The sequence below is a fragment of the Microcoleus harperi Pol14_C6 genome (genome assembly GCF_036701295.1).
GTDB lineage: Bacteria > Cyanobacteriota > Cyanobacteriia > Cyanobacteriales > Microcoleaceae > Microcoleus.
Map to the genome: position 1 here is coordinate 264,622 of NZ_JAUBQN010000003.1, position 14,282 is coordinate 278,903.

General features: G+C 45.2%; 14 protein-coding genes. 8 read left to right on the forward strand and 6 right to left on the reverse strand.

The annotated features are described in order from the left end of the window. Nucleotides 1-135: 135 nt before the first annotated feature. Entirely contained in the window at nucleotides 136-1,752 is a 1,617-nt protein-coding gene (locus tag QUA27_RS04420; protein WP_333066593.1) for a glycosyltransferase family 39 protein, read from the reverse strand. A 313-nt stretch (nucleotides 1,753-2,065) separates the two neighbouring features. Between QUA27_RS04420 and recA the strand changes: the two genes are divergently transcribed. After that, nucleotides 2,066-3,205: a recombinase RecA gene (gene recA, locus QUA27_RS04425; protein WP_333066595.1), complete on the forward strand. Its 1,140-nt coding sequence runs from the start codon at nucleotides 2,066-2,068 to the stop codon at nucleotides 3,203-3,205. 168 nt (nucleotides 3,206-3,373) lie between these two features. Here recA and QUA27_RS04430 read toward each other — a convergent pair whose 3' ends face one another. Then, nucleotides 3,374-3,811 (reverse strand): hypothetical protein, encoded by a 438-nt coding sequence (locus QUA27_RS04430; protein WP_333066597.1) that lies wholly within the window; start codon nucleotides 3,809-3,811, stop codon nucleotides 3,374-3,376. 305 nt (nucleotides 3,812-4,116) lie between these two features. Here QUA27_RS04430 and QUA27_RS04435 point away from each other — a divergent pair, with 305 nt between their 5' ends. Further along, complete coding sequence (locus QUA27_RS04435) at nucleotides 4,117-5,601, forward strand: NarK family nitrate/nitrite MFS transporter (protein WP_333066598.1); 1,485 nt, start codon at nucleotides 4,117-4,119, stop codon at nucleotides 5,599-5,601. Nucleotides 5,602-5,720: 119 nt separating this feature from the next. Here QUA27_RS04435 and QUA27_RS04440 read toward each other — a convergent pair whose 3' ends face one another. Further along, the gene (locus QUA27_RS04440) at nucleotides 5,721-6,440 is read right to left on the reverse strand and encodes a hypothetical protein (RefSeq protein WP_333066599.1); all 720 of its coding nucleotides are present in this window, start codon (nucleotides 6,438-6,440) and stop codon (nucleotides 5,721-5,723) included. Nucleotides 6,441-7,000: 560 nt separating this feature from the next. Between QUA27_RS04440 and QUA27_RS04445 the strand changes: the two genes are divergently transcribed. After that, nucleotides 7,001-7,474 carry a Coq4 family protein gene (locus QUA27_RS04445; protein ID WP_333066600.1) on the forward strand — a complete coding sequence of 158 codons (474 nt, stop codon included), beginning with the start codon at nucleotides 7,001-7,003 and terminating at the stop codon, nucleotides 7,472-7,474. 29 nt (nucleotides 7,475-7,503) lie between these two features. After that, on the forward strand, nucleotides 7,504-7,728 hold the full coding sequence (locus QUA27_RS04450; RefSeq protein ID WP_333036912.1) for a response regulator transcription factor: 225 nt from the start codon (nucleotides 7,504-7,506) through the stop codon (nucleotides 7,726-7,728). A gap of 149 nt (nucleotides 7,729-7,877) precedes the next feature. On the opposite strand, the gene QUA27_RS04455 is transcribed toward QUA27_RS04450, so the two are convergent. The 3 genes from QUA27_RS04455 to QUA27_RS04465 form a co-directional block, all read right to left on the reverse strand. After that, nucleotides 7,878-8,774, reverse strand: coding sequence for an alpha/beta fold hydrolase (locus QUA27_RS04455; protein ID WP_333066601.1), 897 nt, complete (start codon nucleotides 8,772-8,774; stop codon nucleotides 7,878-7,880). A gap of 217 nt (nucleotides 8,775-8,991) precedes the next feature. After that, nucleotides 8,992-10,434, reverse strand: a complete 1,443-nt coding sequence (dacB, locus tag QUA27_RS04460) for a D-alanyl-D-alanine carboxypeptidase/D-alanyl-D-alanine endopeptidase (RefSeq protein WP_445251472.1) — start codon at nucleotides 10,432-10,434, stop codon at nucleotides 8,992-8,994. Between the two features lie 81 nt (nucleotides 10,435-10,515). Then, entirely contained in the window at nucleotides 10,516-10,842 is a 327-nt protein-coding gene (locus tag QUA27_RS04465) for a (2Fe-2S) ferredoxin domain-containing protein (protein ID WP_333066603.1), read from the reverse strand. Between the two features lie 245 nt (nucleotides 10,843-11,087). On the opposite strand from QUA27_RS04465, the gene QUA27_RS04470 reads away from it, so the two are divergent. The 4 genes from QUA27_RS04470 (at nucleotide 11,088) to QUA27_RS04485 (ending at nucleotide 14,209) form a co-directional block, all read left to right on the forward strand. After that, nucleotides 11,088-11,549 carry a CBS domain-containing protein gene (locus QUA27_RS04470; RefSeq protein ID WP_333066604.1) on the forward strand — a complete coding sequence of 154 codons (462 nt, stop codon included), beginning with the start codon at nucleotides 11,088-11,090 and terminating at the stop codon, nucleotides 11,547-11,549. 214 nt (nucleotides 11,550-11,763) lie between these two features. Next, the gene (gene nblB / locus QUA27_RS04475) at nucleotides 11,764-12,438 is read left to right on the forward strand and encodes a phycobilisome degradation protein NblB (protein ID WP_333066606.1); all 675 of its coding nucleotides are present in this window, start codon (nucleotides 11,764-11,766) and stop codon (nucleotides 12,436-12,438) included. A gap of 259 nt (nucleotides 12,439-12,697) precedes the next feature. Further along, nucleotides 12,698-12,874 (forward strand): hypothetical protein, encoded by a 177-nt coding sequence (locus QUA27_RS04480; RefSeq protein WP_333066607.1) that lies wholly within the window; start codon nucleotides 12,698-12,700, stop codon nucleotides 12,872-12,874. A 75-nt stretch (nucleotides 12,875-12,949) separates the two neighbouring features. After that, on the forward strand, nucleotides 12,950-14,209 hold the full coding sequence (locus QUA27_RS04485; protein ID WP_333066608.1) for a CAP domain-containing protein: 1,260 nt from the start codon (nucleotides 12,950-12,952) through the stop codon (nucleotides 14,207-14,209). The last annotated feature ends 73 nt before the right edge of the window (nucleotides 14,210-14,282 follow it).

The following is a 14,282-nucleotide window of genomic DNA, read 5'->3' on the forward strand; positions in this document are numbered from 1 at the left end:
TAATGTCCAAAAATTTTAGATCAAAGTTTAATCTCCCAGATTCATCTGTGGAATAAATCTAAAATCTAAAATCTAAAATCTAAAATCCACTGACGTACCCTACCGGGGACGATCGTCCATTTCTCTCAATCTGCTCTAAGAAGCTCGCCGCGCTCGAAAAAGTCTGGCATACTGCAAAATTGGCTCCAGGCGGCGTTGATTTTGCTTGAGTGCCGATCGCAATTTTTCCGAAGGGCGGAACACCAGGGGAGCCGAATATTTGTTCAGCATCTCCATATCTGGCGACTGGCTCAGCAGCATCAGCCTCACGTCTTTGTCGAGCAAATAACTCAGAGAAAGCAAATCTCCCATGTTCGTAAAATCGTTGCCGCGATCGCTAATTACAATTGTATCTTTAATCGACCGATTAGCTATCGCCTCTTGGTTAATAATTTTCGCAACTTCAGCATTAAAATAGCTCAAGTCTTTGCTCCACCAAGTATCAGAAAAAGCGCTAACTGTACAAGAGGCTACACTTGCTGTAAATACCAAGGCTAAAATGACTTGCCAAAACCGCTGCTGAGTTTTCACGTTACTGGCGAGCAAGTAAGCAACTGCTAGCTGCACTCCGGGAAAGCAGGAAATCAGATAGCGGCTGACGGCGGAACGTTTGCCACCTAGGATTAGATCCGGTAATGCCAGTATCAAAAAAGGTACAAAAATTGATGTTACAATAAACAGCCAAGTTGATGTGCTAACCCTGCGGCAGATTGTGTAAAGGGCTGCCGCAATTAACAGCAAAAATGGCAATCTCAGCAGATAAGTCCAGATATTATCAAACCCGAAGTCGAAGTCAAAAAATAAGGCTGTAAAGCTGAGTGTCCACAATTTGACAAGATACAGCCAACCCGGAGATACTCGCGTCCAATCTGTCGTCGCTGATGCTCGTTCCAGGTTGGTCGCCAGCACATAAATCCAGGGAATATACAATATTAAAGCTGCTGTTACTGCTAAGAAAAATTGGGAATTAGTTACGTGACCTGGCAATTTTGTTTTTTTGACAAACAACCAGTAAGAAATTATAAAAACTCCGTGTCCAATGAGTGTTAAACTGAAGAAAGGGTGAGTGTAGAAACCAAAGGCGATCGCCAGCGAGTAAAATACCCAATCTTGCCAACCCCGCAACCTCACTGCTCTTAGCAGCAGCCAACTGCTGCCAATAACTGTTGCTGTCAGCAAACTGTACTGCCTTGCTGTCTGAGCAAACAATATGTCAAAGGGAGATAAAGCCAAAAGTGCTGTTGCTAATAACGCCGCCAAATTCGAGGCGAAAAGTTCCTGAGCTAAAGCGTACATCAAAGGCAACGACAGCAAACTCAATAGTGCTGGCAAACTGCGGGATGCTGTTAGAGAACTGCCAAATTGCTGCATCCACCAACGAGCCATGAGAAAGTATAAAGGCGGATGCTGCGGGTCTTCTAGTGCTAAAGAACGAATTGTGTCTGCTTCTGTACTTCCCGGTTTAATCCGCTGATATTTTTGCAATTCTGGTGCGGGAAAAATCCGGTTTTGGAAGAGTTCGTCGTCAATTTCTTGGCGGGTGAAACCAGCGGCGCGGATTGATGTGTAAGCTTCGTCGTGCCAGTACAGTTTGCGATCGATCTCAAAAAACCGAAATCCGATACCTAGTAAAATGCCGATCGCCAATAAGTTCATCAGCCAGCGGGAATTTTGGGTATTAACAGATGTGTCTTGATGTGTTGTAGATCCCATGCTTGTCCTAATTGTGGCGATTTCCTCCGGGATAGCTACGCTTCACGGAATTTGGAACTGTAGACCATAACCTCACTCCCAGAGCGATCGATACCAACTACATCCCCCAACAGACGATCATTCTACCCTCTGCCGGATGCCGAATACCTCTACATCAGTGCCTTGTGAAAGCTGGCTCAGGCTGAACCACCCCCAAAATCAAGAATCTTAAACCAAATCCCCGCAGAACCTCCAGACCCTAAAAATAACTGCTAACATACGTGTTGTACAGTTAATCAACAAGCTCCGCAAGGGGTCTACCCGCGTACCGCAAATGGCAAAAAGAGATACGTCTATAAAAACTTCCACTGAAAACTCAGAAAAGCAAAAAGCTCTAACTTCCGTACTCTCCCAAATCGAGCGCAGCTTTGGCAAAGGGGCGATCGTCCGATTGGGAGACTCCACTCGCATGAGGGTAGAAACCATTCCCACCGGAGCCCTGACACTGGACATTGCTTTGGGCGGCGGTTTGCCAAAAGGTCGAGTCATTGAAATTTATGGGCCCGAAAGTTCCGGTAAAACCACTCTAGCCCTCCACGCGATCGCCGAAGTCCAAAAATCCGGCGGTATCGCAGCCTTCGTCGATGCCGAACACGCCCTCGATCCCACCTACGCCTCAGCTTTAGGCGTCGATATTGAAAATCTCTTAGTTTCCCAGCCGGATACCGGCGAAATGGCCCTGGAAATTGTCGATCAACTCGTGCGTTCCGTCGCCGTCGATATCGTAGTAATTGACTCCGTAGCCGCCCTCGTCCCCCGCGCCGAAATCGAAGGCGACATGGGCGACTCCCACATGGGTTTGCAAGCGCGCTTGATGAGCCAAGCTTTGCGGAAAATCACCGGCAACATCGGCAAATCCGGCTGTACCGTCATTTTCCTCAACCAATTGCGGCAGAAAATCGGCGTAACTTACGGTAACCCGGAAACCACAACCGGCGGTAACGCACTCAAATTCTACGCCAGCGTGCGCCTCGACATTCGCCGGATTCAAACCTTGAAAAAAGGCACAGAAGAGTACGGCAACCGCACGAAAGTTAAAGTTGCTAAGAATAAAGTTGCTCCGCCTTTCCGCATTGCCGAATTTGACATTGTATTTGGCAAAGGCATTTCTACTTTAGGCTGTCTGACTGACTTGGCCGACGAAATGGGAGTAATTATCAAAAAAGGTTCTTGGTATAGCTATAACGGCGAGAACATAGCTCAAGGACGAGACAAAGTGATCCAACACATGGAGAAAAATGCCGACTTCAAAAATGAAATTGAGCAGCTAGTTAAAAAGAAACTTGAGACTGGTGCTGTGGTTTCTGCTAATTCTGTTGCCCCTGTTGACAATGATGATGAGGATGCAGAAGATCTAGACAATGTAGAAGATCTAGACAATGTAGAAGATGTAGAGGATTTGGAAGAAATCTAAATCTTTTAGTCAATAAATCCGATAGTTGTTAGAGCCCCGACTTTTTAAAGAAGTCGGGGCTCTGTTTATTCTGTTTTTTTAAGATGTATGGGTAAAGCATTTGAGACAATACAAAGAACCCCGACTTCATCGAAGAAGTCGGGGTTCTAAAATAAGAGTATTTCACGTTTAATGTTGAGGAGTTTGGTTGAAGGAAATCTCTAAAACTTCTATCTGCTCGTTAAGAGTAGCAGAGCGCTTCTGAGCATATTTGTCGTGCAGAAAAATAGTTAAGCCGACACCCACTGGCAACACAAAATAGATAAATCCCAGCAACATCTGAGCAATTTCTTCTTGCGCTGCTGCATCGAATTGAGGAACAGCAGTAGGTTGACTTGTCGTGCTGTTGACTGGCTGCTGATTGGATTGCTCGATCGCCTGTGCTTTTACTTGCGGTTGAGCTTCCTGGGCGATCGCCCCAGAAGCAGTTCCCAAGCATCCAGCCACTGCTACACATACTGTCAGAAAACTAAAAAGCCTTGATTTAACATTCAATCCGTTGTTCATGGCACTGATTGAGCGGCGATCGCCTTGCTGGGTTTCTGTTTCGGTTAAGCGTACAAGCATTTTTACTTACCTGTTTTTATAATAAATTTAATTTCTGTATTCAAATATACATTTTTTTGAATTTTAACGCAATAAGTATTTATTACTAAATTTAGACTTAAATGCAATAGCCGCATCAATTCGATGCGCTAACTGGCGTTTTGAGGATAAACAGTAACTTTGTATACAAATTTTCCTCTGGACATCCACTTGAATTGGAACGCAACGGATAAAAGCGCGAAAGTAAATAAACCGTTACCCCAAACAGTTAGAAAGTCAAGTCGAAATTAATAATCTCTATTATTTATTAGGACAAGTTGTTATATATGCTTCAAGGGCTTTTATCGTTCAGAGGACCTTTTCGGATTCTGAACCTAAGTTGGTTTGCTTTTTTCTTAACTTTCGTAGTTTGGTTCAACTACGCACCCTTCAGCACAACGGTGCAGCACGATTTGGGATTGACAGTTGGGCAAGCCAGAATCATCAGTTTGTGTAACTTAGCTTTCGCAATTCCTGCACGTATTATTATCGGGATGTTGCTCGATCGCTTCGGACCTCGCATCACCTTCTCTTCACTCTTGGTGTATGCAGCATTTCCAACTTTGGCATTCGCCTTTGCCCAGAACTTCAATCAGTTAGTTTTGAGCCGTTTGGCAATGGGAATTGTCGGCGCTGGATTCGTAGTTGGCATTCGCTTAGTTGCCGAATGGTTCCCCCCAAAAGATATCGGCTTCGCTCAAGGTATCTACGGCGGCTGGGGCAACTTTGGCTCTTTTGCCGCAGAAGCAGCGTTACCCGCGATCGCGGCAGGAACAGCTTTTCTCTCAGTCGGACACACAAATTGGCGGTTGGCGATCGCCCTTACTGGAATTGCCACAGCAGTTTTCGGAGTCATTTTTTACTGTAACGTTCAAGACACTCCTCCCGGCAAAGTCTATCAGCGCCCGGCCCGCAACGGCGCAATGGAAGTCACCAGCGCCAAAAGCTTTTGGGCACTGTCGATGACCAATATTCCTCTATTTGGTGCCTTAGCTTTGATTGTGTGGCGCTTGCAGAAAGCAAATTTTCTGACTGCAAATGTGATGTACGCTATTTGGATTAGTTTGACAGCACTGTATTTAATCCAGGCTTACAAAGCCTGGGAAGTTAACCGAGAAGTTGTGACCGGTCAAAAGCACTACCCACCTCAAGAACGCTATAAAATCAGTCAAGTATTCGTATTAGAACTAGCTTATGCAGTCAGCTTTGGTTCAGAGCTTGCTGTGGTTTCCATGTTACCGGAATTTTTTGAACACACCTTCAATCTAAATCATGCGATCGCCGGACCTATAGCTGCTACCTATCCGCTGATGAACTTGGTCAGCCGTCCAGCGGGAGGCTTAATTTCTGATAAAATCGGCAGCCGCAAGTGGACGCTGACAGTCATGACGGGCGGAGTGGGATTGGGGTATTTAATTATGAGCCAAATTAGCGCCAACTGGCATTTAGTAATTGTAATTATCATGACCATGTTATGTGCCTTCTTTGTCTTCGCCGCAGCAGGTGCAACTTTTGGCATCGCCTCCTTAATTAAACGAGAAGTAACTGGTCAAATTGCCGGAAATATCGGTGCTTACGGCAGTGTCGGCTCTGTAATTTATGCTACCCTTTATAGCTTTCTGCCCCAAACAGTGGCAGGCAACCGCAGCTTCTTTGAGGTACTCGGAATTGCTGCTGTAATTGTGTGCTTCCTTTGTGTTTTTATCCTGAAGGAACCGAAGGTTATTGAAAGCCAAGATTTGGCAGAAGAAGCTATGGTGCTGGGCCACTAAGTCCCCAATCAAGTTTTAATTAGAACAACTTAAAACAAGAGAACACCCCGCCGCCTAACTTCTTTATTTAAGAAGTCAGGCTTGGAGATGAGCAGCAGTTTATTTATCACTTTTGTCATTTACTGTGGCAAAGAAACTGGCTCGATGTATTGAGAATTAGCGCGCACATAACAGCCTTGTCTTGTCAGCAACCAGGGTTGACCGTTCGCCATCGTAATAGCATTTGCTCCCCTGAGTTCAGCAGCAACTGTATCTCTATCCGCGCGGTAAACTTGTTGAATTGCTCCGTTTGCGGTCTTGCGGCAGTTGAGTTGTCCATCTCGCGAGGTGACTCGCCAAGCAGGCCAAGTTACAAAACCATTTGTTTGACTCGACCAAGTATTAGCATTGCTAGAAGTATAGTCGCCACTTGCATTAGGACGCGGTAAAGCCTCAACTAAATTTACTTTAAATGTCTGGCCCACAGAAGGACAATTTTCTCCTGCTTTCACCTTCCAAGTAACTTCTGCTCCCAATTGGCTGCTTCTTCCAACTTGACGCCTGACAATGGCGATATCTCCAGAACAAACTATTTTTTTGCCAGGGCCACTCGCACTGTCTTTGAAAGTCCCATTGTAATAGTAAGAGCCTGCTGCTCCTTCAGAACGGGTAATTTGAATATTGCCCAAAAATTCCCGATTGCCTACTTTTGTCAAGTAAAAACCGCTGCGAGTGTTTTCTTTTTCTGACAAGTTTAAAGTAGTTTTACCGTTAGGATTAACATAAGTGGTAGCGCTAGCAGCACGGCACCAAATTAATGACAAAACTCCTGCATAAAACCAAATATTAAGTCGTTTCATGGCAATACCTTTTATGAATTTATACTTTATTATACCTAGTATGTAAATACTTCAACAGTCGCTCAAATGAGTGTCACTCATTTGAGCGATAGCGCACTCGTCCGATCCTGGGCGCGGACTATCCCCGGCATCAACTCCGAATAACTTCACCTTACTTCAGATCCTTTCAACTCTCTTCACTTGTTAGCACCCGCATCGCTTGGTTTACACTGTTCAACTTCTGACTCATTGCAGGTTCCAATAATTAGCAGCAGAATAAATTTATATACGTAAGTAGAGGAGTTCAAATCACCGCTAGATACTGTGGATTTTACGGCTACTTCCGGGTGGGTCAAGTTGCCGCAAGTAACACTAGCCAGATTTTGGCAACTGCCAGATTTCACCTCTGAGGCTGTTTGTAAAGAAATGTAAAAGCTCCTGAAAGCCAATTGCTGGGACAGAAAGTACGGTTTCTAAGCTGAGTTGGTAAAAAAATCGTATTTATTCGTCGCAAAAATGAACTTGACAAACACAAATTAATTTGCTCGAAACTTAAAGCATTGTTGAAAGGAGAATAAATTATGGCTGACGGTCAATTAGGAGTTATATTAAAGATGGCTCAAACAATTAATCCTCAAATTGAGAGCGATCGACACTTGGAAATAGACTTGGCAAAATTGCGCCAACTGCCAGCAGGAACATTAGGGTGCGAAGTGGCGCGATTTCTAGACGAACAAGGCTTTGAGCCGATCGCATCGGGAGACTGGATTCAGCGAAACCACGACATTTGGCACGTGCTGACCGGTCTTTCAGCTTCAACAGAAGATGAATTGGTACTTCAAGCGTTTACTCGCGCTCAAGTATTTCGTCCTTCTTGTGCGATTTTAGTGTTAGTTGGACTGATCGGCGGCAAATGCGAGATCGGACAAATTATCAAAGGCTTAAAACACGGAAAATTAGCCACTCGGTTAATTAATTGGGACGTTGCATCTGATTGGGAAACTCCTTTATCTGAAGTTCGAGAAAAACTCGGAATTCTACCCTTAATTGATTAGATTTTAACTCGTTACCTCATTGCAAAAGTATGCAAAGCAAAAGTTACAAACCGGAAATTAGCCTGAGTCCACGCGAAAGAGCGATCGCGCAATTAGTAGCCCAAGGGCTGCCCAACAAATGTATTGCCAAAAATTTAAATATCAGTCACTGGACGGTTGCTACTTACGTGAGGCGGATTTTTATCAAACTCGGTGTTTGTTCCAGAACTGCGATGATTGCACTGCTGATCCAAGAAAATTTGCTCTGGGACTAATAAATAAGTAGGGTGCGTCAGCTAGCTTGAATTCTCTGGTAATCCAGAAACTCTATCCACGACGCACCCTAAAAAAAACCTATCCCTAGACAGATTAAAACCCGGTTTAGCTGTAAAACCGGGTTTTAATTTGCAATGTTTAAAACCTTCTATGCCAAAGCCACAGAACGAGAAGAATTTCTCAGAAAACTCAGCAATTCTCGATTCACCGTTTGTGGCGCTTCCTGCTGAATCCAGTGACCGCAGTGAGGAACTAATTTCAACTTAAACGGAGCCGTAATTAATCTGTCTAAACCTTCTACAAGTTTGTGGCTCAAAAACGCATCTTCTTCTCCCCATAGCACCAAAGTAGGTACTGTCACAGGTTCTAATTTCTCCGCCAAATTCCAAAGCCTCTGCGGGTGAAACATCTGCCGGTAATAATTGATAGCGGCGGCTAATACTCCCGGCTTTTCTAAAGCAGTCTGATAAATCTTAGTTTCCTCAGCGCTAAAAGATCCTTTGCGAACAGCTTGTCCTTGGAAAACATTGTGCACAAAATCTTTCAAGTTTTGCCGGATCAACCATTCCGGAATGCCGGGAACCTGAAACGCCAAAACGTACCAACTGCGGCGGATTTGATCTAAATTGCTCGCCATTTCCTGCACGAATCGCTGCGGGTGCGGAGCGTTTAAAATTGCCAAGCGGTTGAGTTGTTCGGGGAATTTTTGAGCTAAGTGCCACGCAATCGCCCCTCCCCAATCATGACCTACAACGTGAGCTTTTGTATAACCGAGGCTCGCAATCAAACCGCGAATATCCGCGCTCAGCGTATCTAAATCATAACCGCTTTCCGGCTTGTCAGAATCGTTGTAACCCCGCAAATCCGGCACTACCACCTTGAAATGACGCGCTAAAGCAGGGATTTGATGACGCCAAGAGTACCAAAACTCTGGAAACCCATGCAGGAGGAGAACGAGCTCGCCTTCTCCTTGAGAAACGCAGTGCAGGCGGATGTTATTGGTTTCGACAAAGATGTGTTGCTGTTCGGAATCGAAAGAATTCATAGTTGGAAAGTTAGACTTATTTTCGGGAAGTACAGAACCCGCCGACTGGTAGCAGGCTAAAACGTCCCAATGGTGTTAATTTTTCTACTTTTATTGTAGCTGCTTTTCGATACCCGCCGCTGCAATCTAATGAAACTTAAAACTTGTAGGGTTGTTGGGTGTCCGGTTTTTTAGGCGTAATTACTGACCGGACGTTTTTTACCTTAAATGTACTGTTTTAACAGCGGCGCAGGCGATTCAATAATAGCACAATTTCGTCCGTTGCCGATCGCATTTTTGCAGCCGATAGGTCAGATTGATTGACGATAATGCTAAACACCAGCGGCTCGTAATTGGGAACTTCGATATATCCCGACAGCGCCGAAACTCCGCTCAAAGTTCCTGTTTTTGCTTGCAAAATTACGCGGCTTGGTGTATTATTGAAGCGATTTTTCAAAGTGCCGTTCTCGCCAGCGATCGGCAGTGACTGGCGGTAAATAGATGCAGCAGGTGAATTGGCCATAAATCTCAAAGTTTGGACCAAAGCTTCTGGACTAATTAAATTGTGGCGGGACAAGCCCGAACCGTCTGCTAATATGTAGCTGTTTGGATTTACTCCTAATTGAGTTAAAACTGTTTTTAACTCTTTCAAACCCATTTCACCTGCATCCTCTTGCTGCTGGGGCATCTTGTCTGTAACTTTTCCCAGCAATCTCAATAAAACTTCTGCATAAACATTGTTGCTTTCGCGATTAGTTTCTCTCACCAATTGGGCCAGCGGCGGCGATTCAACGGTCGCTAATTCTTGATTTAAATTGCGAGAAGCCGAGGCAACTAAAGCCTGTTTAACAGAAATCCCCTCAGCCGCCAGAACTTGCTGAAACTGCTGCAAAAAATTATTAGCGGGGTTGACAACTGCGACATAAGCTGATTCAGGTTCGCCACCAACTTTCAACTGTCCGCTTACTCGAATTATAGGTCGATCGAACTCCCGACCAACTTCAATAAACTCAGATTCGCTTTGGGCGACTGTTACTGAATTGTTCTGAAGTTGCCACTGATTTGCCAGCTTTGGTTCGGCAAAAGTAACTTTCAGAGGTTGCCCGATTGCCTGTGGGGACAATAGAAGGTCGATCGCGTTTTGATTGAAAATTAAACTGTTAATTGGCGCTCCGTAGCCTGCTTGCGCGTCTTCCCATTCCCAATTCGGATTGACTGCACTGCCTTGAAAATAGCTGTCATCGCCAATCAACTGGTTAACTTGACTGATTCCCCGCTGCTTCAACTGCTGCGCCAAAGATTTCAACTGAGCCTCAGCAATGCTGGGATCTCCTCGGCCGGCAACGTACAAACTTCCATTTTCGCCGCTGTAAACAGATGTCTTAATCCGAAAATCTGCACCGAGTTTCTGCAAAGCAGCGGCTGTAGTTAGCAGCTTGGCATTTGATGCTGGAATAAAATATTTTTGGGCATCGCGGCTGTAGAGAGTAGTAGTAGAAGATAGAGGTTGAATCAAAATGCCCCAGCGCGATCGACTAAATTCGGGACGATTGGCGATCGCATCTACTTGCGCTCCCAATTCCCCAGGACAAATATCCCCAGCAACCGCCGACGTTTGAGCAGCAACCGCCGACGGACGCCCCAGCACCAGCACTAACAAACTAAGCGCAATTCCTTGGATTTTCAAAGTAGCAGTTCCTTAACAATAACTATTAAAATTAGATGCGCCCGAGCTTGGAAGTTTCACCGAATCAAGTCAATATTAATAATAATAACGCGCATGAATTCTCGGATTGAACAGCGCCTCTACAGGTTTTCCCTCTTTGAGGTGTTCTTCCACAATTAACGGTACATCACTCGGTTTAACTCGACAATACCAAATTTCGTCCGGGGTAACTCGTACAGTCGGGCCAGTCGTGCACTGTCCCTGACAGCTAGTAGCCTCCACTTTCACCCCTGCAACTTGTTGAGCTTCAAAAGCAGCTAGCACTGCTGCTGAACCATTTTTTAGGCAAGATAGATACTGGCAAACCAATACACAGCGCGCTTCTGGTTGGGAGTCTGGTTCTGAGGTGGGAGATTGTGGCATTAGTAAAGATTTATCCGCTGTTTAATATATCTTAACAATATTGTCAGGTCGATCGCCCGCTGGAGGGAGACCAACGGCAGAATTTTAGAGTGCGATCGAAAAAAATAGCAAAATTCTGGCATTCAAACTTTTTCCTTCGTTCTACCTTCTTAACTAATCCCTTCAGCAGAGCTGCCTTTCTTCAGTCTGTGTCACGCTTTCCCTATATGATCGATTTAGAGCAACAACTCAATCAACCGCTAATCATGCCAAAAACAGTAGCCGATGTAATGAGCCGCGAGCCGATTTTGGCGCGACCCGAAATGCCCTTGAACGAAGCAATTAAAATTTTAGCCGATCGACGCATTAGCGGTCTTCCCGTCGTAGATGAGAATGACTTGTTGGTAGGAGTTATCTCCGAAACCGACTTGATGTGGCGGGAAACTGGCGTAACTCCGCCCGCTTACATTATGGTGCTCGACAGCGTGATTTATTTGGAAAATCCATCTCGTTACGAGCGAGATCTGCACAAGGCTTTAGGACAAACAGTAGGAGAAGCGATGAGTAAAGAACCAGTTACCATCGGGCCCGACAAATCTGTCCAAGAAGCTGCCAAACTGATGCACGATCGCAGCATCCACCGATTGCCAGTGGTCGATACTACGGGCAAAGTAATCGGCATCCTCACTAGGGGAGATATTATCCGCTCGATGGCTGCCGAATCTTAAATTAACTGTTGCAGTTCCAGGGCTGTATCAAAAAATTAGTCGATCGCTCTTTCAATCTCGCTGACTTTTGACAATTACCAATTACCGAGATTGAGGACACGGAAGTCAGGAATAGACACAGAGCAATTTTTTCTTTCTTGCTTCTTCTTCTTCTTCCTTCTTCCCTCTTCCTTCTTCCTTCTTCCTTATTCCCAATTATCAAATTTAAAATCGAATGAGCATTACCCCTGAGTCTGTCGAACAATTGCTGAATTCCGAGGATTTTGGCGAAAGACTGCGAGCAGTCAACCAACTGCGCCAACTAGAACCCGCGATTGCCTATAAACTGATTCAAATTGCGATCGGAGACAAAAACGTCCGGGTTCGCTACGCAGCAGTCAGCCAAATATCAACCCTCGGTACGCAGAATCTGCCGAACGCTTTAGAGGTACTGCGAAACAGCCTCAACAACGACCCCGAACCCGACGTGCAAGCAGCCGCAGCCGATGCTTTGGGCGCATTGAAATTAACCGAGGCTTTAGAAGATTTGCAGCAAGTTTATAGCAGTACCTCTGAATGGTTGGTGCAACTGAGCATCGTTGCGGCTTTGGGAGAAATGGGAGATCCGAAAGCCTTTCCGATGTTAGAAAATGCCCTGACTTCTGAAAACGAATTGATCCAAACCATTGCCATCAGCGCATTAGGTGAATTGGGAGATAAACGCGCGCTGCCGCTGCTGCTTCCCTACGCTTCCAATGCAGATTGGCAGATCCGTTACAGAGTAGCTCAAGCTCTGGGGCGGTTGGGCGGTGCAGAAGCACAGACAGCTTTGGAAATTCTCGCCAAAGATGAGGTTGAACAAGTTGCTCAGGAGGCTAAAGCCGGACAAGAAAATAGTTTGAAATCTTGAGATTGCTTTGGCGATCGCGAACAACCCTGCGCGGTTGTGAATTTTGAATTCATTTAGAATTTTTTGTGCGGATTCTAGTAACAACTTCGTTCGCGATCGCACACAGAATTCAGAAACCCGGTTTCTTCCTATATTGCTGGTTTTTGTCTGCAAAACTCGTAGAAACCGGGTTTCTAGCCAGCCAGCGGGCTGGGTGGAAGGTGCCAACCTGACTAATCAGGAAAAATCTAAAATCTAAAATCTAAAATCTAAAATTGTATTGATGCCAATGGCGATCGCAAATTCCTTTGAAACTCTCCTTAAAGTCGATCGCACTCTTCCCGATCCAAACCAGATTCTGCCTCTTGACATCCCCACTTTAACAAAAGCTATAATTAAAACAAATACAGTAGCGGCAGGAATTAACACAATTATTGAATTGTGCCCCGCCAACTAGCGATCGGGGAAACTATCGTTAAGACGGTAAGCCATCTACCTGCAAAACCAAGTCTTAAAACTCTCGATCATCCCCATGCTTGAACAACTACAAAATTCCGGTTCTCAATCCTCGGACATTTTAACAGGAGAGCGCTCGGCCTCTCAAGTCGCACCAACTCCAACCAATCAAAACTTTATTTATAGAGTTTTAGAACTTACGAACCTAGAACGCAGTAAATTAGGTTTGTCCCCGCTAACCTTAAATACTCAGTTACTAAATGCGGCGGAAAATCACAGCCAAAATATGGCACTGCAAGACTTCTTTTCGCATACCGGGAAAGATGGTTCGTCATTAGGAAGTCGGATTTCTGCAACAGGCTATCAATTCTCAACTGCAGCAGAAAATATTGCTGCGGGTTCTTCTACACCCGAACAAGTTGTATCATCTTGGATGAACAGCAGCGGCCACCGCGCTAACATTCTTAACCCCAATCTCAAAGAAATTGGCATCGGTTACTATTTCTTAGCCGACGATACTGGCACAGAAAATTGGAATCACTATTGGACACAAGTTTTTGCGACTTCTCTTGACGGTAGTGTCAATCCCGCACCGACACCCACACCAAACACTATATCTATTACTTCGCCAATACCCAATGCTACAGGGGACGGCAGCCCGACGACAGCACCCAAAAATACAGCCAGCGACGGCAATTATTTCCTATCAGATAGTGCCGATAGTCAAATACCGACAAATGCTGCGGGATTGCCAATTTTTGCCCTTTCCGGTAAAGACAATCTCACCGGTGGAGAAGGTGCTGATAGCATTAATGGAATGCAAGGTGCGGATACAATTAATGGCGCAGGCGGCAATGACAGCTTATCGGGCGGCAAAGAATCCGATTCAATTGATGGCGGTGTTGGCAATGATTTTATCAGCGGCAATAACGATAACGATCGACTAATCGGATCTGACGGTAACAATACTATTCGCGGCGGCAAAGAAGATGATGTCTTGGTTGGCGGTAACAGCGACGATGTGTTGGCGGGCGATCGCGGGCAAGATATGCTGACGGGCGGCGGCGGAAATGATACGTTTATCTTAGCAGGAGGTTTGTCTGCTTCGGCTACTTTAATTAGTGCCGATGTAATTGTCGATTTTGGGGCTGGGGATAAAATTGGTTTGACGGACGGTATCGGGTTTGCAAACTTGACTTTTGAAGCGGTGAGTTTGCAGTTGGATGGAGGTGCAAGCGTTGCTTCTACGGCGATTAAGTCTGGTAGTAATTATTTGGGAATCGTGCAGGGTGTCAGTCAAAGTCAGCTTACATCTTCTGTTTTTGTCAACGCCTAAAAAACAGCATATCGAGATTCCCGACTTCTCCAAGAAGTCGGGAATCTAAAAACAAGAGCGCTTTAGGTTTAAT

Coding starts and splice junctions, on each gene's coding strand:
- QUA27_RS04420 (WP_333066593.1), bottom strand. CDS start 1,752: ATGGGATCTACAACACATCAAGACACATCTGTTAATACCCAAAATTCC.
- recA (WP_333066595.1), top strand. CDS start 2,066: ATGGCAAAAAGAGATACGTCTATAAAAACTTCCACTGAAAACTCAGAA.
- QUA27_RS04430 (WP_333066597.1), bottom strand. CDS start 3,811: ATGCTTGTACGCTTAACCGAAACAGAAACCCAGCAAGGCGATCGCCGC.
- QUA27_RS04435 (WP_333066598.1), top strand. CDS start 4,117: ATGCTTCAAGGGCTTTTATCGTTCAGAGGACCTTTTCGGATTCTGAAC.
- QUA27_RS04440 (WP_333066599.1), bottom strand. CDS start 6,440: ATGAAACGACTTAATATTTGGTTTTATGCAGGAGTTTTGTCATTAATT.
- QUA27_RS04445 (WP_333066600.1), top strand. CDS start 7,001: ATGGCTGACGGTCAATTAGGAGTTATATTAAAGATGGCTCAAACAATT.
- QUA27_RS04450 (WP_333036912.1), top strand. CDS start 7,504: ATGCAAAGCAAAAGTTACAAACCGGAAATTAGCCTGAGTCCACGCGAA.
- QUA27_RS04455 (WP_333066601.1), bottom strand. CDS start 8,774: ATGAATTCTTTCGATTCCGAACAGCAACACATCTTTGTCGAAACCAAT.
- QUA27_RS04465 (WP_333066603.1), bottom strand. CDS start 10,842: ATGCCACAATCTCCCACCTCAGAACCAGACTCCCAACCAGAAGCGCGC.
- QUA27_RS04470 (WP_333066604.1), top strand. CDS start 11,088: ATGCCAAAAACAGTAGCCGATGTAATGAGCCGCGAGCCGATTTTGGCG.
- nblB (WP_333066606.1), top strand. CDS start 11,764: ATGAGCATTACCCCTGAGTCTGTCGAACAATTGCTGAATTCCGAGGAT.
- QUA27_RS04485 (WP_333066608.1), top strand. CDS start 12,950: ATGCTTGAACAACTACAAAATTCCGGTTCTCAATCCTCGGACATTTTA.